Source organism: Streptomyces sp. NPDC088785 (assembly GCF_044750685.1).
Classification (GTDB): domain Bacteria; phylum Actinomycetota; class Actinomycetes; order Streptomycetales; family Streptomycetaceae; genus Streptomyces.
The window spans coordinates 119,065-138,459 of record NZ_JBIVKH010000010.1; the positions used below are offsets into that span (position 1 = coordinate 119,065).

The window sequence follows — 19,395 nt, forward strand, 5'->3', positions numbered from 1 at the left end:
CGTGCTGGATCAGCGTCCGCGCGTGTGTTCAGTGACGAACGTGTATCCGTCGGGAAGTTCCCAGCCGTCCGCCTTGCCTAGCCTGCGGCAGTGCTCCCGAAAGGCCATGCGCTGAACGTCGCTGGGCGAGGAGCCGGGTCGCAGGCGGCGCAGGTGACCGGGAACCAATTGGACCCCCCGAAGCTCCTCAGAGCCGAGTTCGGTGCCACCCCAGGGACGTATCACCCGCGGCCGGGCCGGGCGGTAAGCGATGAGGGGGATGGTGACCTGGCCCGAGAGTGGTGGGAAGTGCGGCTGCCCCCAGGCGTCCCGACTGCCGAGGTCCGGTTCAAGGAGCCGTTCCGCGAGCAGTTCCACGACAGCCGACTCCAGGGCAGCTACCTGTGACCGGGCCGGGCGGCGCCCATAAACTGCACTCGGCAGGACCGAACGGTCCATCAGAGCATGCCCGTCCAGAGTGAGCAGGCCGCAACGGCGCACGGTGCGCATCACCAGCTGCCGGGGGCCGAGCCCGGCAGCGCTGTCGCCGTGACGATCACTTCCCGGAGCGTCTTCTCTGGTAAGCACTCGAGCGTCGTAATAGTGCACGGTCTCACGGTCGCCGACCTTTACACGTTCCGCGAGTCGCGTCGTGGCAAGGTGTATCACCGAGCTGTCGCGGAGCCAGCGCAACTCGAGCATCAGGCCGGGGAAGAAGCTGCGAGGCCAGACGATCCCGGCCACCCGGGCCAAGTCGTCGCCGAGTTCGGGGGTGACATCCTGCACCGCCTCGTTCTCGTTCAAAACCTCGCCGGCATGGTCGAGTTCGAGGCGCATCGTGGGACGTGCACAGTGAGACCGATGGAGTTCCTCCACGACGGAGGTATGCAAAGGGAGCCAACCGTCGATGAGGTGAGTCAACCTGAGAGGCGTGCGCCAGACGACCTCCTGCGCGCCGCTCCGCAGAAGCTCGCAGTTGCTGAGGGACGTGTCGTCGGTCAGCGGCAGATCGACCGCCTCCAGGTCTGTGCCCGGATCCGGCTCCGACTGCGCGGGGAACGTGGACCTCCAGCCGCGTCCGACCGGGGCCAGGGGGTCATCGGTCGCCTCGGCGTCACCGGGATGGTGGGACCGCCACACGCCTCCACCTTCGAAGGCGTCGTCAAGCGTGATCCGGGAGCCGCTGTCAAACAGGCCCTGATCGCTGTCTCCGTGCACGACGTCGGCAAGCGCTACATTCGCCCGGCACACCGCTGCCGCATACCCCACGCCCTTGAGCAGTTCCTTGGCCCCAGGAAATCCGCGAAGCCGTGGTCCAACCGCTGTATACACAGATACCGGCGCTGTGGGGCCACGTCGGCGCTTCACCGGCATGGCGGCGCGTTCGACGGACGCGGCAAGCGACCTGAGGTCATCGCCGCCCAGCGGCCCGGCGTCCCGCCAGCAATCCGCGAGGGACGTCCGGGTCATGGTGTAGTCACCCCATGTGCGCAGGGAGGCGGTGGAGTTGAGGACGCCCTTTATCGTGGCGAGGAGCCCGAGAAGCCCGGCCCGCAGGTCACCGTCGTGGGTGCTTCCCGCCAGTACAGCAAGGGACACAGGGACTAAGGGGCTGAGCAGCTGCTTTCGTGCTGTCGTCAGGAGATGATCCGCGTAGGCTGTCAGGTCATCTCGTCTGGCTGCTTCTGGGGACGGGTAGCGGACATCGACGAGAACGTGTCCGTCCTCGTTGATCCAGCGTCGACGGGTGCGTAAGCGGTGAAGCTGGGTCGATGACAGGCTCAGAGCTGAGCCAAAGGCATGGAGATCCGGGACCAAGAGCTCTCTTCGCCGAGGCGTGAGGCCCCCTCCCTGCTTCCCAGAACCCTCAGCACCTGCAGGCGCCCCCGACACCCAAGCCGGTACGTCCCCGAGGGCGCCCATCGCGGGGTGGGCGCCCTCCCGATAGACGATCTCCGCGTACAACGGATCAGATCCGGTGGCAACACGCACCATCGCGCCCACGGGGAGTACGGGGGCGCACTCCCCAAAGGTGATCACTGGGAAATCGTCAAGGCAGAGCGGACTACCGCCGTAACCTTCACCGCCGAGGTCGTATCCGAAATACACGGCGTTGAAGGCAACGGTGGTGTGCACGGGTGCCGGGCGAACTGCCACGACCGCCTCGAGATAGCGCTGTAACCGGCGCCGTTCTTCGTCGGGTACGGCGTCGTAGCCCTTCGTCATGGCAGCGGTCAGCAGAGCCCGTTCACCATACGGGTCAGGTACCTGCGCTCTGTCGCGAGGCGTCAATGACGCCTCCTGCAGATCACGTTCGTAAACCGTCGCTGGAACATGCGGGTCCCCACCCATGACACCTCCGCCGCGCTTCGGGCCGCTGCGGTCTGACGTGCAGTAATCTCCGCAGGTTATGTGAACTCAGCACATTCCGGAAGCACTTTCACCTAGCGATGGTCGACTGCGACCCATGACGAACATCCGAGCGTGTTGGCACTGCTCCGGCGGCGAGTAACTCTCTGCCAGGGCCTCGAGTTTGTCCCCATGGCTCAGGCCTGATGCCTCCAGGAGTCCCATAGTCCTAAACCCCCGTCCCGTACGTCTCGTAGACCTCGCCACCCTTCATCTCGTAGCTGAGCCCGCCCCTCTGTTCAAAGAGACCGATGAGCTGGCGGCGAGATGCTGCTGTCGATCCGCAGCAGCGATGGCATCGCAGTTTTCACCTAACCCGCCCCTTCGGCTACCTCCGGTGCCACAGCAGCGACCCCGTCTGCCAAATCCACGACCGAGAGTTCCGAAACCACATCGGCGATCTCTTCACCACCTGCTCCCACGGGCTCCAGCACAGCGCCTCAGGCAGCACAAGGCGCCCCTGAGGGCAGGGGCCGAGCGACTGGGCGATCGCCGCCGGGGCTTTGCCGCGATGTTCGGGTGTTGTGAGTGCATCGGCCAGGGGCGCGGGCCGCCGCGCGGGCACCCAGTTGGCAGAGCGCCAGCAGCGCAGAGCCAAGGGTGACTTCCCTGGCGGTGGCGGCGCCCGCCGCGACGTGGCCAAGGGCGTGCTCGTCTCCTTACAGGGCGCACACGCCGATGCCCCGCCAGGGAGGAGTCGCCTACGCGCCGCCCCGCCACAGGGGCACGACCCAGGAAACGCAGCACCACGCGAAGGGCAGCCCCACCGTGCAGAGGGCAAGCAGCCACCCGACGCGCGGAGTCGACTTCGCGCCGACAGCAATGCTGAGCCCTCCCATGGCAGCCGCGTAAACGAAGAGGACCGGCCATACGAGAACCAACCCGGCGCCCAAGACATCCCCCTTTTTTGAACATGTTCAATTAAGTGTCAGCATAGCGCAGCGCGACCTGTCCGCTCCCCCCTCCAAGGTGCTTGACCTCAAGTCGAGTTGAGCTTCTACGGTCCTCGCGTGACCACTTCGAGCGGCACCTCGGCGCCCTTCAACCCCTCCCACGACGATGCCGGCCTCATCACCCAGCCCATCGGCTACTGGGCCAACGCGGCCGGGCAGGCCGTCGTCCAGAACATCAGGACCGCGCTCGGCGCCCTCGGCCTGACCCAGCCCGCCTGGTGGGTCCTGCACCAGCTCAGTGAGCGCCCACAGGGCTGGCACCGCGCGGAACTGACCGCATTCCTCGGCTACTACCCGGGCCCCGGCGATGACCTGCCGGGCGACATCGACGGCCTCGTCGCCCGGGGCCTGGTCTCCCAGGACGCGGACGGGCACCTGCTGCGGACCGAGTCGGGCGCGGAACTGTACTCCCGGGCGGCGGCACGGCAGACGCAGCTGCGCCGCCAGGTGCACGAGGGCATTCCGGACGAGGAGTACGTCCGCGCCCTCAAGGTCCTGCAACGCATGATCTACAACGTGCACGGTGACGCCTGGCACCACTGATGCGGATCGGCGACCCCCCGGTCGTTCTGCGCGGCCTCTCGCGAAAGAGCCGGTTCGTCGGGCCCCTGAAGCAGGACGAGACGATAGGCGCGGTTCCGAATCCACACCGGCAGCGGACCGGTGTTGCGCACGTCCCCGGCATCGGCGGCGCAGGCGTGCACCCAGGTCTCCTGCACCGCGCTCTCGGCTTCCGCGAGGGAGCCGAGCCTGCGGTGGGTGACGGCCCGCAGGTGCGGGTGGTGCGCCTCGAAGGCCTCCGCCCCGAGGCGCGCTCCGAAATTTTCCTCGTTCATCTGTCACATTCCCCCACGGCGGCGCGTCAGAGCAGCAGAACAGCACGCGCACGCCACACGAACGATCAACTGAGGGGTACACCATGACTGCTGACGCCACGATCCTGGTCACCGGCGGCACCGGAACGCTCGGCCGCCACGTGCTGCCGCTGCTGCGCACGGCGGCGCCGGCCCGTCCGCTGCGCGTGCTCAGCCGCAGCGCGCACCCGGACGCCGACGGGATCAGCTACGTCACCGGTGACCTGATGACCGGCGAGGGCGTCGCCGCGGCGCTCGCCGGGGTGGACACGGTGCTGCACCTGGCCGGTGGCGCCAAGGGCGACGACGTGGTGGCGGAGCACCTCGTCACGGCGGCCTGCCAGGCGGGGGTGCGCCACCTCGTGCACATCTCGGTGATCGGCGCGGACCGGATGCCGATGGCCTGGTTCGCGACGCAGCGCGCGGCGGAGGAGGCGATCACGGGGTCGGGCATCGCGTGGACGATGCTGCGGGCCGCCCAGTTCCACGACCTGGTGCACCAGATGGTCGCCAAGATGGCCAAGCTGCCCTTCGTCCCTGCGCCCGGGATGCGTCTGGAGCCGGTCGACGTCCGCGACGTCGCGCAGCGCCTGGTCGAGCTGACCTTGGGCGAACCGGCCGGTCTCGTCGCCGAGTTGGCCGGGCCGAAGGTGTACACGATGGACGACGTGGTCCGCTCCTACCTGGACGCCGCCGGGCGTCGGCGTCCTGTCCTGGGGATGCGGATGCCCGGGAAGGCCGGTCGCGCCTACCGCGACGGCGTGAACCTCGCGTCGCCGCAGGCCGCGCACGGCGAGCGGACCTGGGAGGCGTTCCTGACGGGACGGGTTGCCTGAGCGGTCCTGCCCCGTCGACCCTCGCCACATCGGGCGGTCCCGCAGCAGCACCACGATCGGAGACCAAGGTCAGGTCAATGCTTCCCGCCCTCGGGAGTGCATACCGTCTCCCTCACGCTTCGCCGAATCGTCGACCTCGGGGCCGCAACAGGGGCCGTCCAGTCGAGGCGGAGGACGGCGAGGTCGTCGGTGTGTCGGCCGGCGTCGAGGGCGTTGGTCCTCTCGATCAGCCGGTCCAGGTGGGCGCCGGGCTGCGCGGGCGGGAGTTGCGCGATGAGGCGCAGGAGTCCGTCGACGCCGAGCCGGGTGCCCTCGCCGCCGTCGTGGCCTTCGGTGAGGCCGTCCGTGTACAGGGTGAGCGCCCCGGTGGGCGGCAGGTCGACGACCGTCGCCGGCCAGGTGTGCGGGCCGTCGGCGATGCCGAGGGCGATGCCGTAGCGGGCGGGGAGTTCGGTCGTGCCCCCGGGGGTGGTGAGCAGGGGTGCGTCGTGTCCCGCCAGGTGGAGGGTGGCGGTGTTCCGGGCGAGGGTCACCAGGGCGCAGGTGGCGAACAGCGGGTGCTCGCCCCGTTCGGCGACCAGGAGGCGTTCCATCAGGCTCAGGAGGTCGTCGCCCCGGTGGCCGGCCAGGACGAGGGAGCGCCAGGCGATGCGCAGGCAGACGCCGAGGGCGGCGGCGTCGGGCCCGTGTCCGCTGACGTCGCCGACCACGGCGTGCAGGGCTCCGTGGTGGTCCTCGACGACGTCGAGGAAGTCGCCGCCGAGCAGGGCCATGGCGGCGCTCGGCAGGTAGCGCGTGGTGACCTGTACGGCGGAGGTGGTGAGGAGGGGCTGCGGGAGCAGGCCGCGTTCCAGGCGGGCGTTCTCCGCCGTTCGCAGGCGGGCCGCCTGTGCCTCGGCGCCCGCGCGTTCGGTCTGGCTGCGGTAGACGGCGTAGCGCACGGTGCGGTGGAGCAGTTCGGCCTCGACCGTGCCCTTGACGAGGTAGTCCTGCGCGCCGGCGGCCATGGCTTCGGGGCCGGCCTGTTTCTCGGACAGCCCGGTCAGGACGATGACGGCGGTGTGCGGGGCGGCCGCCCGTACGGCCGTGACGGCGTCGGTGCCGAAGGCGTCGGGCAGGTGCAGGTCGAGGAGGATGCAGTCGACGGGGCCGGCCGCGAGCTCGGCGCGCGCCCCGGCCAGCGTGGTCGTGGTGATCAGGGTGCTCGGCAGTCCCGTGTCGTGCAGGAGTTCCTCCACCAGCAGGGCGTCGCCCGGGTCGTCCTCGATCAGGAGGATGCGGTACGAGGGCTCGCCGGGGGCGGCGTTCCGGTCGCGGGTGCCGCTGGTGGTCATCGCACCGCTCCGGCGTCGGCCGGTTCCGTGCGGGGCGGGTCGGTGGGCGCGGTCGGGTCCGCCGGTTCGGGTGCCAGGGTGAAGGTGATGCGGGTGCCGGCCGTGTGGGCGGTGTCGATGGCGATGGTGCCGCCGTGGGCCTCGACGATCTTCTTGCACATGGCGAGGCCGATGCCGCTGCCGGGATAGGCGTCCTTCGTGTGCAGCCGCTGGAAGATGACGAAGACCCGCTCGGCGTACTCGGGGTCGATGCCGATCCCGTTGTCCGTGACGGTGAACCGCCATGCCTCGCCCGCGCGTTCGGCACCGATGTGGATGACCGGCGGCTGCTGGGGGCGGCGGAACTTGATGGCGTTGCCGATGAGGTTCTGCCAGAGCATGCCCATCTGCACGGGGTCGGCGATCAGGGTGGGCAGCGCGTCGTGGGTGACCGTGGCCCGCGACTCCTCGGTGGCGACGCTCAGCGAGGAGAGGGTCTGGCCGAGGACCTCCGCCAGGTCGACGCTCTCCTGGGCGTTGTGCAGCCGTCCCACGCGGGAGAAGTCCAGCAGGGCGTTGATGAGGGTCTGCATGCGGTTCGCGCCGTCGACGGCGAAGTCGATGTACTGGTCGGCGCGTTCGTCGAGCCGGCCGCCGTAGCGGCGCTGGAGGAGCTGGGTGAAGCTGGAGATCTTGCGCAGCGGCTCCTGGAGGTCGTGGGAGGCGACGTAGGCGAACTGCTCCAGCTCGGCGTTGCTGCGCTGGAGCTCCGCGGTCTGCGCGTCCAGCAGGTGGCGGGCCTCTTCGCTGAAGGCGAGTTCCCGGACGAGACGCCGGCGCATGGAGTCGATCTCGGCGCTGAGCCGGCGCAGGTCCGCGGGGCCCGTCGGGTCGATGGGGTGTTCGAAGTCGCCGTTCGCGATCGTGCGCGCGTCCGCGCCCAGCCGGTTCAGGGGCCTGGTGATGCCGCGGCGCAGCCCTTCGAAGACGAGGGCGGCCAGGGCGAGGATGAGCACGGCGATGGCGCTGAACACCCAGTTCCGCAGCACCATGGTGGACATCAGGTGGGCCCGTGCGCGGGCCCGGTCGGCGCGCAGCCGCTCCTGCTGGCGGTCCATGGCGACGCGGAGCGCGTCGAACGCCTTCTTGCCCTCGGCGGCGCGCCCGGTGGCCAGCGGTGACGGGGAGCCCGGGGGCGTGGCGGCGATCGGCCGGGCGAAGCGCTCCTGCCAGCGCAGCAGCGCGGCCTCCACCGCCTTCAGGTCGTCCAGGCGGGCGCGGTCGGCGTGCAGCAGCTCCGAGAGGCGTGCAACGTTCGTCCGCTGCTCGGTCAGACCGGCGGCGTAGGGGGCCTTGAACGCCGCCACGCCGGTGAGCCCGTATCCCCGGATCCCGGTCTCCTGGTTGAGGACGGCGGATTCGAGGCGCACGGACGCGGTCAACGCGGGAGAGCGCACATCGACGAGTTCCTTGCTGAGGGTGCCGGTGCGGTAGAGGACGGCGCCTCCCACGGCGCCCAGCACGGCCAGCACGGCGAGGGACAGGCCCACGCCGACGCGCAGCCAGCGCTGCGTCGTCCAAGAGGGCAGGCCGCGCCCGCGCGCCCGTCCCCGTCCCCCACCGGCAGTCATCGCACTCCTCGTCGGCCTCCCGCGCGCAGAGGGCGCGGCGGTGACACTGTAAAGGTTGACAACTGTTGTTGTCGCGGGCCGGTGCGGGCCCCTACAGTACGGCCCATGCCAGGAAGCAACTTCGAACTGCGGGTCTCCTCGCAGGAGACGGCTGCCATGGCGGACGTGGAAGTCGCGGACCTCGCGCGGCGCCTGGTGGACGAACTGCGCCTGCCCGAGGCTTCGGCATCCCCGGCGGACGACGCCGCCGCCCGGGCCCTGGCCGCGCTCTACCTCCTCAGCCATGTCCAGCAGGCCGCGGAACGGCTCCAGCAGACCGCTGCGGAGAACGCCGCGCGTGCGGGTGCCGGCTACCCCCAGATCGGCGAAGCCTGCGGGCTGACCCGCCAGGGCGCCCGGCGCCGCTGGCCGGGCCTGTTCCACCACTCCCCCGAAAGACCGACGGAGCCCTCCATGATGACGACGACCCCCTCCCGCCCCTTCGACGTCCTGCTCGTCGAGGACGACGTCGCCGACGCCATGCTCATCCAGGAAGCCCTCGGCGAGCGCGGCGCCCGCAACCTCGTACAGGTGACGGACGGGGTCGCCGCCCTGGAGCACCTGCGCGCCCCCGGCACGCCGCGCCCCGACCTCATCGTCCTGGACCTCAACATGCCCCGCATGAACGGCCGCGAGCTCCTGAAGGTCCTGAAGGGCGACAAGGACCTCCAGGCCATCCCCGTGGTCGTGCTCACCACCTCCACCGCGCCGGACGACGTCCACGACGCGTACAGCAGCCACGCGAACGCCTACGTGACCAAGCCCGTCAACCTCGAACAGTTCGAAGAGGCCGTGCAGAGCATCGACGCCTTCTACCTCGACACCGCGACGCGCCCCCGCCTCTGAGCCCGGCCGGGGCGACCGTAGGGTGCGCGCATGACGATCACCCTGGACCCCCGCCGCACCGCTCTCCTGCTGGTCGACCTCATGCCGCGTGTCATCGGGCTGCCCCTGGGCCCGCGCACCGGTGACGCCGTGCTGCGCGCCGCCCTGCTGCTCGCGGGGCGGTTCGCCGCCGCGGGTGCGCCCGTGATCGCGGTGCGCGTGGACCGGCCGGGGGTGGACGAGCAGCCGGCGGGCAGCGGGCTGCACCCGGACGTGGCGGCCGTCGCGGACCACGTGGTGGTCAAGCGGACGGTGGGCGCTTTCCACGGAACCGGCCTGGACGAGCTGCTGCGCTCGCTCGGCGCCGGCACGCTCGTCCTCGGCGGGATCGCCACGAACATGGGGGTGGAGTCGACGGCGCGGGCCGCGAGCGATCACGGTTACGAGCTGGTGTTCGCGGAGGACGCCCTGACCGCCCTGACCGCGCCGGAGCACGAGGCGGCCGTCACGCTCGACCTTCCGCGGTTCGGCACCGTCGCGGCCGTCGGTGAACTGGCCCTGGCCGCCGCGCCGTCGTCGCCCTGACCCGCCGCACGGCCCTCGCCCCGACCACCGCGCCGCCGGGCGCCGCGCCCCCGCGTCCGCCGGCTCCGCGGTCCCGCTCGGGCCCGGCTCGAACAGCGGTCGACGTACGCATGAGCCTCAAGTCGCCCGCGAGTGCATTGCGCGCGCGGGGCTGTGTCGTTGAACAGCCATGAGCGAACACGATGAGACCCCATCCGCCGGCTCCGCCCTGCGCCTCGCCGCCGCGTCCGGACCCACCGCCACCTCCGCCCTCGACCAGCTGCGCGCGCCGCATCCCCGACAGCCCGTACGGGACCGCCTCGTCACGACCGGGCAGCGGCGCCGCAACGAGGCCGTCGCCGCCCGCCTGCGCGCCGCCGTCCAGCTGGGCCGGCTGCTCGCCACGCACACCACGGCCGAACTGGAGGACGCGATCGGGGTGCGCGCCCGCCCGCGGCTCACCGGCGCCTACGAGCAGCTGCGCAGCGGCACCGGATCGCTGCTGGATCTGCCGGAGCCCGTGCACCAGTTGCGGGCCGCGCGCCCCGGCTGGTGGGGGTTGCTGGAGAGGTGACCGCCCTCGGGGCGCCGGGTGCGGTCACCCGGAGGCCGGTGCCCCGATCGGCGTCCGCCGTCGGCCCGCGACCATCGGGTCGACGTGCTCGCGGGCCGCCGTCGGCCCGCGACCATCGGGTCGACGTGCTCGCGGGCCGGGGTCGGCCCGCGAGCACGTCGTGGCGTGGCCCGCCGCGACGGAGGGGACCGTCCGTGAGGTACGGGCCCCGGGCGCCGGAGCCCTCACGTACGGGGACGTCGCCGACCCGCACCCGTACCCGGTGGCCGGTCGCCTCGGGTGGGCCCTACCGGCCGAGCGCGACGGCGACGAGGTGGTGGCGGCTCGTGTGCGGGCCCGGCGCGCGGGTCACGTGTTCTGCCGGCCCATCTGCGCCAGAGCCTTGCGCAGGGCGCCCGCCGTCTGCTGGGAGGGGCGCTGCTGCTCGCCCTGGAGGGCGTTGAGGACGAGCAGGCCCGCGGTCAGGGCCGGGACCGCCCACTGCATCGCGGCCAGCTGCCGCTTCGCCTGCTCCACACCGACCGGGATCTCCTCGGCCGTCTCCTGGTCCTCCCGCTTCTCCGTGGACGCGAGGTCGATCTTCTTGCCGAGCACACGCGTGTACGCCGTGGCGCCGAGCGCCGCTCCGGTCAGGGCGGTCTTGGCCGCGGTGGCTCCCGCGACGCCCTTCTGGCCGCGGACGCGCGCCTGATTGGCGGCCAACAGGCCTGCTCCGCCCACGAGATGGGCGCCGATGGCGGCGACACCCATGGGCGCCCACTTCGCCCAGCCCACTGAGGCGATCCGGGCCGTGCCGACTTCGGTGACTCCTTCCTCACGGGCCGCGCCGTTGACTCCGACCGCCCCCATGAGGGAGCCGCCGAACCAGGCGGCGAGCCCGACATCATGTGCACTGCGCAGGAACGTGTTGCGTTCTGGCATGACGATCCTTCGGTTGGAAGGTGCTCCGGTTCCGACGGTGCGACGTCGACCATGCGCGAGGACGTGCGGTGTTCCCTGCTCTCCGGCAGGGGGACCCGCGGCTCGTGCTCGATGACGAGCCCGTACGCCACGCCATGACGGGCCGGTCGGTCGGACCGGGCGATCGGTCACCGGGGTCTCGGGCTCCCCGCTCACCCTAGGGGCGGACCGGCCCCTTAGCCAGCCGTCCGCCGCCGGCGTCTCGGCGCGGGCCCGTGCGGGATGGCGCGGGATCGCGGAGCACTCCTTGGTGTCCGGGGCCGCCGGAGGCACACTGGGGACATGGGCCGAGGAGATCCTGGGCAGGAGAAGCAGCCCGTGGGCCGGGACGAGGTCGCGGACCGGCGGGACGCGCTCGCCGACCGGCGCGACGAGCGCGCCGACGCACGCGAACTGCTGGCCGACGAGCGTGAGCGGCGCCTCGACGCGGCGGAGGAGAAGCTGGACCGGCGGCACCGGATCGCCGGCACCCCCGCCCGCACTCCGCGCCGCCGCGCCCACGAGGCGCTGGAGCGCTCGCGCGTCGCCCTGGAGAACTCCGCGGCCGAACTGGACCGCACCGACGCGGCACTGCGCCGCGCCGACGCCGCCGACGCCCGCGAACAGCACCTCATCGACGACGAGGTGGCGCGGACCCGCCGGTCCGAACAGGCCGACCGGTCCCCCTGAGACCGGCCGGGATCACACGGCCGCGCGGGGCGTGTCGGCGGGGTCGGCCGGGTCGGCGGCGATGCCGTTCTGCTCGTCCTCCGGGCGCGCCCGCCCGGGCAGCAGGAAGGTGATCGCGAGGAAGGCCACCAGCAGGCACGCCTGGACGATCAGTGCGCGCTGGAAGCCGCCGGCGAAGGCGCCGGTCTCCGCCCGGGCGAAGAACACGGATCCGAAGACCGCGACGCCGAGGGAGCCGCCGACCGCCTGCACGGCCGACAGCACGCCGGAGGCGGAGCCGATCTCGTCGTCGTCGACCGCGGCGAGGACGAAGCCGAACAGGGCGGCGATCACCATGCCCGCGCCGACGCCCGCCACCGTGATGCCGGGGGCGATGTCCCAGATCGAGAACGAAGCGGAGTCGAGGCCGTCCAGTTCGGTCCAGAGGACGGCCGCTCCGGCCAGCTGGATCAGCGGGCCGATCTGGAGCACCTTGCGGCCGATCCGGTCGGCGAGGAAGGCGCCGCTGACGGCTCCGCCGATCGCGGTGCCGATGGCGAGCGGCAGGTTGCCGAGCCCCGCGTCCGCGGCGGTGAAGTGCCGGCCGATCTGGAGGAAGAGGGTCAGGACCAGCTGGGTGCCGACCAGGCCGCCGAAGAACAGGGCGATGCCGCCGAGTCCGACGGTGAAGGCGGGCTTGCGCAGCAGGCCGGGGGTGACCAGCGGTTCCCGGCCCGCCGCGGCCGTGCGGCGCTGCTGCACGGCGAAGAGGGCGAATCCGATCGCGGAGGCGGCCAGGCACAGCCAGGTCCACAGCGGCCAGCCGTTCTCCTGGCCCTGGTTGAGGGGCAGCACCAGCAGGGCGCACGCGAGTGCGACCAGGGCCGCGCCGGGCAGGTCGACCCGCACCGCGCGGTCGCCCGGCTTCCTGGGGACGAACACGGCGGCGACGGCCAGCGCGGTGAGGCCGATGGGCAGGTTGATCAGGAAGACGGAGCGCCAGCCCAGGCCGAAGAAGTCGCCCTCGATGAGGAAGCCGCCGAGGACCGGACCGATGATGCCGCCGAGTCCGAGGACGGGCCCGAAGATCGCGAAGACCCTGGTGAGTTCGGGCCCGGAGAAGTTCTCGCGCAGCAGGCCGAGGCCCTGCGGCAGGAGCACCGCCCCCGCGGCGCCCTGCATCAGCCGGAAGACGATGAGGGACGAGATGTCCGGCGCCGTCGCGCAGAGCAGGGAACAGAGGGTGAAGGCGGCCAGGCCGGTCAGGAACATGCGGCGGCGCCCGTAGCGGTCGCCGAGGCGGCCGCCGAGGACGAGTCCGGCCCCCAGCGTGAGGGCGTAGCCGCCGATCACCCACTGGAGGCCGACGGAGCTCGCGCCGAGCGACTCCTCCAGCGCCGGCCCGGCGACGTTGACGATCGACGCGTCGAGGAGGTCCATGAGCTCCGCGACGATCATCACCGCCAGGATCAGCCACCGCCATCGCTGGGGTCGGGCGGTCCCGTCGGGCGCGGGGGACGGATCACGCATGCCTGATACCTCCATCGTGGAATAGTTCCACGGTGAAGTTAGTTTGGTGGCGGTAGGTTGTCAAAGGCCGTCGGCGCGGACGTGCGGCGGGCGAGAAAGGTGGCGTGACCCGATGGAGGAAGCGGTGCGCGACGACGTCGCGGCGCAGCGTGAGCGGCTGATGGAAGGGCTGCGGATCTACGGCGGCCACTACGCCGAACTCAGCAGACGCTTCGCCTCCTGGCTCGGCCTGCACTCCACCGACGCGACCGCCGTGCTGGAGATCGCCGCCGCCGAGGAGCGCGGCACGCCGCTGTCACCGGCGCGGCTGAGCGAGCGCATCTCCCTGTCCACGAGCGCCACCACCGCCCTGCTGAACCGGCTGGAGGCCGGGGGGCACGTCGCCCGCAGCCGGGAGCACTCCGACCGGCGCGTGATCACGCTGCGCAGCGGCGCGCACATCCAGGACCGGGCGGACGAGTTCTTCGGCCCGCTCGCCGCTCGCCTCGACACCGCGATGGCGCACTATCCGCCGGAACTCCTCGCCCGCTTCGAGTCGTTCATGGCGGACCTGAACGCGACGGTGGACGCCCACCTCACGGAGCGGGCCGCGACGGCACCGTACTCCCCCGGCGACGTCGCACCCCGCTGAGTCCCGGGTCCGGCGCGGACGCACGAACCGGCGAACGCCGGCGGACAGCGGACGACGGCGCCCTCCGGCTCGACCGGGTGGCACCGTCGTGGGGTGCGGGTGCGGGTGCGGGTGCGGGTGCGGGTGTGGGTACGGGTTCGGGGCGCCGGGGGTCGGCCCGTCAGGCCGCCGCCGTGGTGCCTCGCGTCGCCGCGTGGTGCACCGGCCGGTGCGGTCGGGCGGCTCGCAGACGGTGCAGCCAGACGGACGCGGTCCCGAGGAGACCGGCGAAGACCGCCGCGAGGAGGAGCGAGACCCACATCTGGCGGCTTCCGGGGTGGGCCCACCCGGTCCAGACGGCGGCGGCGGTCCAGAGCAGGACGCCCGCCAGGTAGAAGCCCCGGGTTCGGCGCAGTTGTCGTAGGGCCCGCAGGGACGTGAGAACTTCAGTCTTCGGTGCCATGCGGGCCCCTGTACCCGCGATTCCGCTTCTCACCGAATTCCAGGGCGTGTTGCCCCCGAACGGGGTACGCGCCGTGTCGGCACGGGAGCGGACGTGCGCGCGGGCACGCTCCGGGTGGAGCGTGCCCGCGCGGTCAACTTCTGCCGGGGTCTGCCGGGTCAGTGCCGTCGGGTGCGGCGGCGCACGGTGGCCCTGATCAGCAGCAGTCCCGCCGCGAGCAGCGCCGCGACGACGGCGAGCGCCGGGCCGAGCGACCAGCCCGTGTCGGGGAGTTGCCCGTGCCCGCCGGGGTGCGGCGAGGGGGTGGGGCTGCCGCTCGGGGTCGGCGGGTTGTCGTAGGTGTTGGTGACGGTCGCCTCGGCGGGACCGGTGGGCCGCAGGACGACGGTCGCCGAGCTGTCGTCGGCGTCCTCGTCGGCGTCGGGCCGGGCGGTGACGACGACCTGGTCGGCGCCGTCGGTGCCGGGTTCGGTGACCGTGCACCGCGCGCCGACGGGCAGCCCGTCGACGCTCTGGCGGCCCGCTCCGTCGAAGGTGAGGTGCCGGGGGAAGCCGTCCAGCCGCTCGCCCCGCCAGGCGCAGTCCACGTCGACGGTGAAGGGGCCGTGGCCGGCGCCGGAGGGGTCCTCGACCTTCTTGACGACGTCCAGGGAGCGCTGCGGGTAGTCGTTGGTGACGTCGACGACGCTGGGCGCGTCCGTGGTGGTCTCGGGCCGGACGGTGACCGAGGCCGCGTGCGCCTCGCCGTCGTGGTCGCCGGTCGCGCCGTCGGTGTCGGTCTCCCAGACCCGGCACACCGCGCCGGCCGGGACGCCGGTCACCGTGAACGGGGCGCCGGGCGCGATCTGCCCGGTGCCGTGCCGCACGTGGACCGGCCTGCCGGTGTCGGGGGTGACCACGCAGTCGTAGGCGATGCCGTACGGGCCGGTGGTGTGGCCGCTCGGGGCGTGGGTGACGGTCTTGTCGACGCGCAGCGTGCCGAAGAGCATCCCGATGCCGGACTTGGGCGGCTCGGTGACGGGCAGGACGACACTGCCGCCGCCGACCTGGACGGTCTCCTTGTTGGCGAAGGAGTTCCAGGCCAGCGAGAGGTCGTGGCGCGAGCCCTTGTCGGTGAGGTCGGCCGGCGACGACATCGGGAAGCCGAGGGTGAAGCCGTCGCCGGGGGCGAGGCCGCCGGGGAAGTCGATGTGGGTGAAGAGGGCGGTGTCCTCGGCCGTCCAGTCACCGGCCCAGGTGGCGTCCGCGGCGCAGTCGCGGCGCGGGGTGGGCACCTCGTCGCGGCAGGGCCGCGGGGTGGTGGTGTACTCGGCCGCGAGCGTGCCGGGGCCGTCGAGGGTGACCGGGCCGGCCAGGCGCGGGCGCGGGTCCCAGGCGGTGCCGCGGGCGGACTGGCCGAGCAGGACGCCGGTGTCCCCGACGAACGGCAGGACGTCGAGGAGGTCGTAGTCGGTGGCCGGGTTGGTGCCGATGTTCTCGACGGTGACGAGGTGGCGGTAGTTCTGGCCGGGCAGGACCAGGGCGGTGCAGGGGTAGCGGGTGTAGGTCGCGCCGCCGGAGGCGAGGTTCGGGCAGCGGGTGTCGCCGAGCGGGATGTACTCGCCCGTCAGGGAGTTGTAGAAGCCCAGGTCCGCGTTGCCGGTGATCCACTTGTCGGCGTCGAAGGCGGTGCCGGCCTCGGTGGTCAGGGTCGCCGTGGAGGTGCAGTAGTGGCCGTCGCCGTAGGCCGGGTCGTCGTCCACCTCGCCGAGGCGCGGGGAGGTGGCGTCGCAGGGCACGTCGTGTCCCGGTGAGCCGGCCCCGAAGGTGTTGGGGATCTTGGTGCCGGCGGCGACGCCGCCCCGCAGCCGCACGTGGAAGGTGAGGGTGACCGTGGCGCCGGGGTACATCACCCAGCCGGGGAAGTCCCAGTGCAGAGCGGTGATCCTGCCGGTGTCGTCGCGGTCGGCGGTGAAGGCGACGTCGGCGGGCCCGGCGGTGCCGTCGGGGGTGGTGACGGTGATCGAGTAGTAGCCGCTGTTGCCCGCGAAGTCCTGGTCCACGACCAGGTCGGCGGGGATCGGGTCGGACACGCGCAGCGGGTCGACGGGGGCGTCGCCGGTGTTCTTTACCGTCAGGGTGAAGGGCTGGGAGACGCCGGGCTGGACGACGGCGTCCTTCTTCTTCTCCACGTACAGCTTCGGGTCGCCGTCGGCGATGTTCAGGTCGGCGTCGGCGGGCGGGACGGTGAAGGTGCCGTGCTTGTCGCTGGCGCCGCTGCCGGTGACCGTGTCGGCGAGGTGGCCGGGGATCTCCTTCGACGGGTCGGAGCGCAGCGTGCGGCGGGGCTTGACGGTGAAGCAGACCGAGGCGGTCTTGCAGGCGCCGCCGAAGGTGGGGGTGCCTTCGACGGGGACGATCGCGTCGCCGTTCTCGGAGCGGAAGGTGACGCGGATGCCCCGGACGTCGGCGGCCGAGACGCCGGCGGGCAGCCCGGGGGTGTCGCTGCCGGTCCAGGCGCCCTCGGTGACCGCGGGGTCCGCGGTGCCGCAGCGGGCGGTGCACACGTCGACCTTGACCTGGTCGGCGCCCTTGGGGAAGGAGACGCCGTCCAGGGAGACGAAGTCGACGGCGTCGAAGAAGTCGGTGTCGAAGTCGGTCGCGGCGAGCTGGTGGAGGTCGACGTTGCCCTTGTTGACGACCGTGAGGGTGGCGTGCACGTCGGCGGCCGGGCTGCCCGGGTAGGGGCGGGTCACGGTGGAGGGGCTCAGCGTCTTGTTGAGCGACGCCTCGGAGCTGGCGTCGCCGACCGTCGCGTTCTGCGAGCAGAAGTCGTCGCCGAGGGCGGTGCCGTCGCTGGTGGCGGCGGCGCAGTTGGTGATGACGGTGCCGTCGGGCACGCCGTCGCGCAGTTGGACGGTGATGTCGGCGTGCACCGAGGCGCCCACCGGCAGTCCGCCGGGCACGACGATCCGTACGCCCTTGGCGCGTTCCAGCAGCGCGGCGTCGTCGGGGTCGTAGGCGACCCAGGCGTTCGCGTCGGGGTCGTAGACCTCCAGGTCGTGGTCGAGGTTCGCGGGCGTGACCTTCGGGGTGACGGAGGTGACGCGCACGGAGTCGAACGGGTTGGGGTCGGCGGTCGGGTCGACCGGGTCGCTGACGACGATGGGCCCGTCGAGCGGCACGTTGCCGCGGTTGGCGAGGCCGATGCCGAAGGTGACGGGCTGGCCGGGCGGGACCGAGGTCTGCGAGGCGTCCTTGGTGCCCTGGCCGTCCTTGCGGGGGGCCTCCACGTTCAGGCTGGTGCAGACGTTGCCCGCGGCGCTGCCGGAACCGTTCGACGGGTTGGCGGCCGTGCCGTCGGCGCAGTCCTTGACGCCGTCCTCGGCGTCGCCCTCGTCGGCCCGGTCGTTGAGCGTGCCGTGCACGTCGAGGCCGGCGGTCGCGCCCGGCGTGATGGTGCCCTTGCCGTTCGCGTCGGTGCCGCGGTAGGTCACGGCGATGGAGGCGGCGGGCCCGCCGTCGGGGCAGCCGAGGTCGGTGGTCTGCGTGGCGGGCGGGTTGGTGAAGGTGCGCGGCGCGAGGACGGTGCCGTCGCGGCAGGTGACGGCGAGGGTGGCGTCGGTGGCGCCGGCCGGGAAGCGCAGCCGGGCCCGCGTCATGTCCGTCTTGTCGAACTCGTTCGCGGCCGATTCCGACGGCTCGGTGATGGTCATCTCGCTGACCGGGAACGGCGAGGTGTTCGTGGAGTCGATCGTCGCCGTGATGCCCGGATCGGTTCCGATGACGGCGGTGCCGTCGGCCTGCCAGTCGCCGTCGGTGTCGGAGAAGATCTTCTTGCTGAGGTCGATGGAGGCGACGTTGGGCAGGATGTCGTGGTCGGCGCAGACGCTCGGACCGTCGAGGTCGCGGCGGAGCCGGAAGTCGATGCCGGGCTGCGCGCAGTTCTCCACGGTCTGCCGTTCGGCGGGGTCGATCGCGTCGCCGGTGGAGCGGTTCTCGTCGCGCAGCTCCACGCTCATGTCGACCTTGGCGCCCTCGGGGTCCGCGGGCAGCGGGGTGCCGGCCGAGTTGGAGAAGGTGTAGACGATGCCGGTGATGTCGGCGGGGTCGACGCCGGGCGGCAGCTGGATGTCCGGTCCGGGCCCGGCCGGTCCCTCGACCAGCTCGTCCGGGGCGCAGTTCCCGCCGGGCTTCACGCACACCGACACCCGCACCTGGTCGGCGCCGGCCGGCATCCGGGTGACCGGGCCGACCTGGGTGACGTCGAAGTTGTCGAAGAGGTCCGGGTCGGTCTCGGCGATGGTGATCGCGTTGACGTCGGTGGAGGTCGACGACTTGTTCGCGGCGCCCAGCGAGATCTTCGACCCGCCGCCGCTGCCCGCCACGGTCGACGAGGGGCTCCAGGTCTTCGTGCCGGTCACCATCGGCCGGCGCGGGACGTGCAGCGTCTGGGTGTCGGAGTCCTCGACGGGGGCGGCGTTGTCGGCGTCGGCCTTCGCCGTGTTGGTGACGGCGTCACCGTCGTTGAGGTCGGTGTCCTCGGGCACGCGTACGGTGATCAGGATGTCCTGCGAGCCGCCCGCGGCGAGGCCGGACGAGCCCGGGGGGTTGGGCGGGGTGGGCAGGGACTCGGTGAAGTCGGCGGTGAGCTTCCCGGTCCCCTCGTCGTAGTCGATGGTGTAGTTGGCGCCGTCCGAGGGGACCTCGACCAGTTCGAGACCGGCGGGCAGGGTGTCCTCCATGACCGCGCCGACGCACGCCTCGGTCAGCGACGAGCACGACACCGTGATGCGGTAGGTGTACTCCGAGCCCGGGACGAGCGGGTCCGGCACGTCCACCGCTTCCTTGCCCACGGTGAGCTGCGCGGTGTCGGCAGCCCTGCGGCCCGCCTTCTTGCCCTTGCCCTTGCCCTGGCTCTGGGCCTTGCCCTTGCCCTTGCCCTTGCTGTGGCTCTGGGCCTTGGCCGTGCTCTTGGCCGTGGCCCCGCTCTTCCCCGGGGGCGGCGCGGTGGCAGGGGCAGAGGGCGGGGCCGAGGTCCCGGAGGCCGCCGGGTCGGGGCCCGCCATGGCGGGCCCCGCCATCAAGGCGGCCTGCGCGAGCAGCAGCGCCAGGACGGTGCGTCCGCGGGGCCGTCCTCTGTGCATCCTGCGCATCTACGTGTTTCTCCCTGGGTTCGATCGAGAAACGCTCCGCGCGTGCGAGCCTGCCGACACGCCGTCAGAGAT

General features: G+C 72.2%; 15 protein-coding genes. 7 read left to right on the forward strand and 8 right to left on the reverse strand.

From position 1 onward, the window contains the following. Positions 1-9: 9 nt before the first annotated feature. Complete coding sequence (locus tag ACIP5K_RS25340) at positions 10-2,331, reverse strand: hypothetical protein (protein ID WP_401412954.1); 2,322 nt, start codon at positions 2,329-2,331, stop codon at positions 10-12. A gap of 1,067 nt (positions 2,332-3,398) precedes the next feature. On the opposite strand from ACIP5K_RS25340, the gene ACIP5K_RS25345 reads away from it, so the two are divergent. Next, complete coding sequence (locus ACIP5K_RS25345; RefSeq protein WP_401412956.1) at positions 3,399-3,884, forward strand: MarR family winged helix-turn-helix transcriptional regulator; 486 nt, start codon at positions 3,399-3,401, stop codon at positions 3,882-3,884. On the opposite strand, the gene ACIP5K_RS25350 is transcribed toward ACIP5K_RS25345, so the two are convergent. Next, positions 3,851-4,177 carry a sigma factor gene (locus tag ACIP5K_RS25350; RefSeq protein WP_401412958.1) on the reverse strand — a complete coding sequence of 109 codons (327 nt, stop codon included), beginning with the start codon at positions 4,175-4,177 and terminating at the stop codon, positions 3,851-3,853. The two genes, ACIP5K_RS25345 and ACIP5K_RS25350, sit on opposite strands and share 34 nt — an antisense overlap. Positions 4,178-4,260: 83 nt before the next feature. Here ACIP5K_RS25350 and ACIP5K_RS25355 point away from each other — a divergent pair, with 83 nt between their 5' ends. Beyond that, positions 4,261-5,031, forward strand: a complete 771-nt coding sequence (locus ACIP5K_RS25355) for an SDR family oxidoreductase (RefSeq protein WP_401412959.1) — start codon at positions 4,261-4,263, stop codon at positions 5,029-5,031. Positions 5,032-5,105: 74 nt separating this feature from the next. Here ACIP5K_RS25355 and ACIP5K_RS25360 read toward each other — a convergent pair whose 3' ends face one another. Together ACIP5K_RS25360 and ACIP5K_RS25365 are read right to left on the reverse strand one after the other, a co-directional pair. Beyond that, the gene (locus ACIP5K_RS25360; RefSeq protein ID WP_401412961.1) at positions 5,106-6,365 is read right to left on the reverse strand and encodes a PP2C family protein-serine/threonine phosphatase; all 1,260 of its coding nucleotides are present in this window, start codon (positions 6,363-6,365) and stop codon (positions 5,106-5,108) included. Further along, a complete protein-coding gene (locus tag ACIP5K_RS25365) occupies positions 6,362-7,975 on the reverse strand; it encodes an ATP-binding protein (RefSeq protein WP_401412963.1) in 1,614 nt (537 codons plus the stop codon). Before ACIP5K_RS25365 ends, ACIP5K_RS25360 begins: the two co-directional genes overlap by 4 nt. A gap of 105 nt (positions 7,976-8,080) precedes the next feature. Between ACIP5K_RS25365 and ACIP5K_RS25370 the strand changes: the two genes are divergently transcribed. The 3 genes from ACIP5K_RS25370 to ACIP5K_RS25380 all read left to right on the forward strand — a co-directional run bounded on the left by ACIP5K_RS25370 (position 8,081) and on the right by ACIP5K_RS25380 (position 9,977). Continuing rightward, positions 8,081-8,860 (forward strand): response regulator, encoded by a 780-nt coding sequence (locus tag ACIP5K_RS25370; protein WP_401412964.1) that lies wholly within the window; start codon positions 8,081-8,083, stop codon positions 8,858-8,860. A 30-nt stretch (positions 8,861-8,890) separates the two neighbouring features. Further along, complete coding sequence (locus ACIP5K_RS25375; protein ID WP_401412966.1) at positions 8,891-9,424, forward strand: isochorismatase family protein; 534 nt, start codon at positions 8,891-8,893, stop codon at positions 9,422-9,424. Between the two features lie 169 nt (positions 9,425-9,593). Continuing rightward, positions 9,594-9,977: a hypothetical protein gene (locus tag ACIP5K_RS25380; protein ID WP_401412968.1), complete on the forward strand. Its 384-nt coding sequence runs from the start codon at positions 9,594-9,596 to the stop codon at positions 9,975-9,977. Positions 9,978-10,325: 348 nt separating this feature from the next. Here ACIP5K_RS25380 and ACIP5K_RS25385 read toward each other — a convergent pair whose 3' ends face one another. Further along, the gene (locus ACIP5K_RS25385) at positions 10,326-10,898 is read right to left on the reverse strand and encodes a hypothetical protein (RefSeq protein ID WP_401412970.1); all 573 of its coding nucleotides are present in this window, start codon (positions 10,896-10,898) and stop codon (positions 10,326-10,328) included. 321 nt (positions 10,899-11,219) lie between these two features. On the opposite strand from ACIP5K_RS25385, the gene ACIP5K_RS25390 reads away from it, so the two are divergent. Continuing rightward, positions 11,220-11,606, forward strand: a complete 387-nt coding sequence (locus ACIP5K_RS25390; RefSeq protein WP_401412972.1) for a hypothetical protein — start codon at positions 11,220-11,222, stop codon at positions 11,604-11,606. Between the two features lie 12 nt (positions 11,607-11,618). Here the strand turns inward: ACIP5K_RS25390 and ACIP5K_RS25395 are convergent, their stop codons facing one another. Continuing rightward, entirely contained in the window at positions 11,619-13,115 is a 1,497-nt protein-coding gene (locus tag ACIP5K_RS25395) for an MFS transporter (RefSeq protein ID WP_401412973.1), read from the reverse strand. Positions 13,116-13,227: 112 nt separating this feature from the next. Here ACIP5K_RS25395 and ACIP5K_RS25400 point away from each other — a divergent pair, with 112 nt between their 5' ends. Then, positions 13,228-13,746: a MarR family winged helix-turn-helix transcriptional regulator gene (locus ACIP5K_RS25400; RefSeq protein WP_401412974.1), complete on the forward strand. Its 519-nt coding sequence runs from the start codon at positions 13,228-13,230 to the stop codon at positions 13,744-13,746. A 160-nt stretch (positions 13,747-13,906) separates the two neighbouring features. Here ACIP5K_RS25400 and ACIP5K_RS25405 read toward each other — a convergent pair whose 3' ends face one another. Next, positions 13,907-14,188 carry a hypothetical protein gene (locus ACIP5K_RS25405; protein ID WP_401412976.1) on the reverse strand — a complete coding sequence of 94 codons (282 nt, stop codon included), beginning with the start codon at positions 14,186-14,188 and terminating at the stop codon, positions 13,907-13,909. 158 nt (positions 14,189-14,346) lie between these two features. Continuing rightward, on the reverse strand, positions 14,347-19,323 hold the full coding sequence (locus ACIP5K_RS25410; RefSeq protein WP_401412977.1) for a DUF5979 domain-containing protein: 4,977 nt from the start codon (positions 19,321-19,323) through the stop codon (positions 14,347-14,349). Between the last annotated feature and the right edge of the window lie 72 nt (positions 19,324-19,395).

Bases quoted from the DNA above. Each gene is read 5' to 3' on its own strand.
- ACIP5K_RS25340 (WP_401412954.1), bottom strand. From the start codon at position 2,331: ATGGGTGGGGACCCGCATGTTCCAGCGACGGTTTACGAACGTGATCTG.
- ACIP5K_RS25350 (WP_401412958.1), bottom strand. From the start codon at position 4,177: ATGAACGAGGAAAATTTCGGAGCGCGCCTCGGGGCGGAGGCCTTCGAG.
- ACIP5K_RS25355 (WP_401412959.1), top strand. From the start codon at position 4,261: ATGACTGCTGACGCCACGATCCTGGTCACCGGCGGCACCGGAACGCTC.
- ACIP5K_RS25360 (WP_401412961.1), bottom strand. From the start codon at position 6,365: ATGACCACCAGCGGCACCCGCGACCGGAACGCCGCCCCCGGCGAGCCC.
- ACIP5K_RS25365 (WP_401412963.1), bottom strand. From the start codon at position 7,975: ATGACTGCCGGTGGGGGACGGGGACGGGCGCGCGGGCGCGGCCTGCCC.
- ACIP5K_RS25370 (WP_401412964.1), top strand. From the start codon at position 8,081: ATGCCAGGAAGCAACTTCGAACTGCGGGTCTCCTCGCAGGAGACGGCT.
- ACIP5K_RS25375 (WP_401412966.1), top strand. From the start codon at position 8,891: ATGACGATCACCCTGGACCCCCGCCGCACCGCTCTCCTGCTGGTCGAC.
- ACIP5K_RS25380 (WP_401412968.1), top strand. From the start codon at position 9,594: ATGAGCGAACACGATGAGACCCCATCCGCCGGCTCCGCCCTGCGCCTC.
- ACIP5K_RS25385 (WP_401412970.1), bottom strand. From the start codon at position 10,898: ATGCCAGAACGCAACACGTTCCTGCGCAGTGCACATGATGTCGGGCTC.
- ACIP5K_RS25390 (WP_401412972.1), top strand. From the start codon at position 11,220: ATGGGCCGAGGAGATCCTGGGCAGGAGAAGCAGCCCGTGGGCCGGGAC.
- ACIP5K_RS25395 (WP_401412973.1), bottom strand. From the start codon at position 13,115: ATGCGTGATCCGTCCCCCGCGCCCGACGGGACCGCCCGACCCCAGCGA.
- ACIP5K_RS25400 (WP_401412974.1), top strand. From the start codon at position 13,228: ATGGAGGAAGCGGTGCGCGACGACGTCGCGGCGCAGCGTGAGCGGCTG.
- ACIP5K_RS25405 (WP_401412976.1), bottom strand. From the start codon at position 14,188: ATGGCACCGAAGACTGAAGTTCTCACGTCCCTGCGGGCCCTACGACAA.
- ACIP5K_RS25410 (WP_401412977.1), bottom strand. From the start codon at position 19,323: ATGCGCAGGATGCACAGAGGACGGCCCCGCGGACGCACCGTCCTGGCG.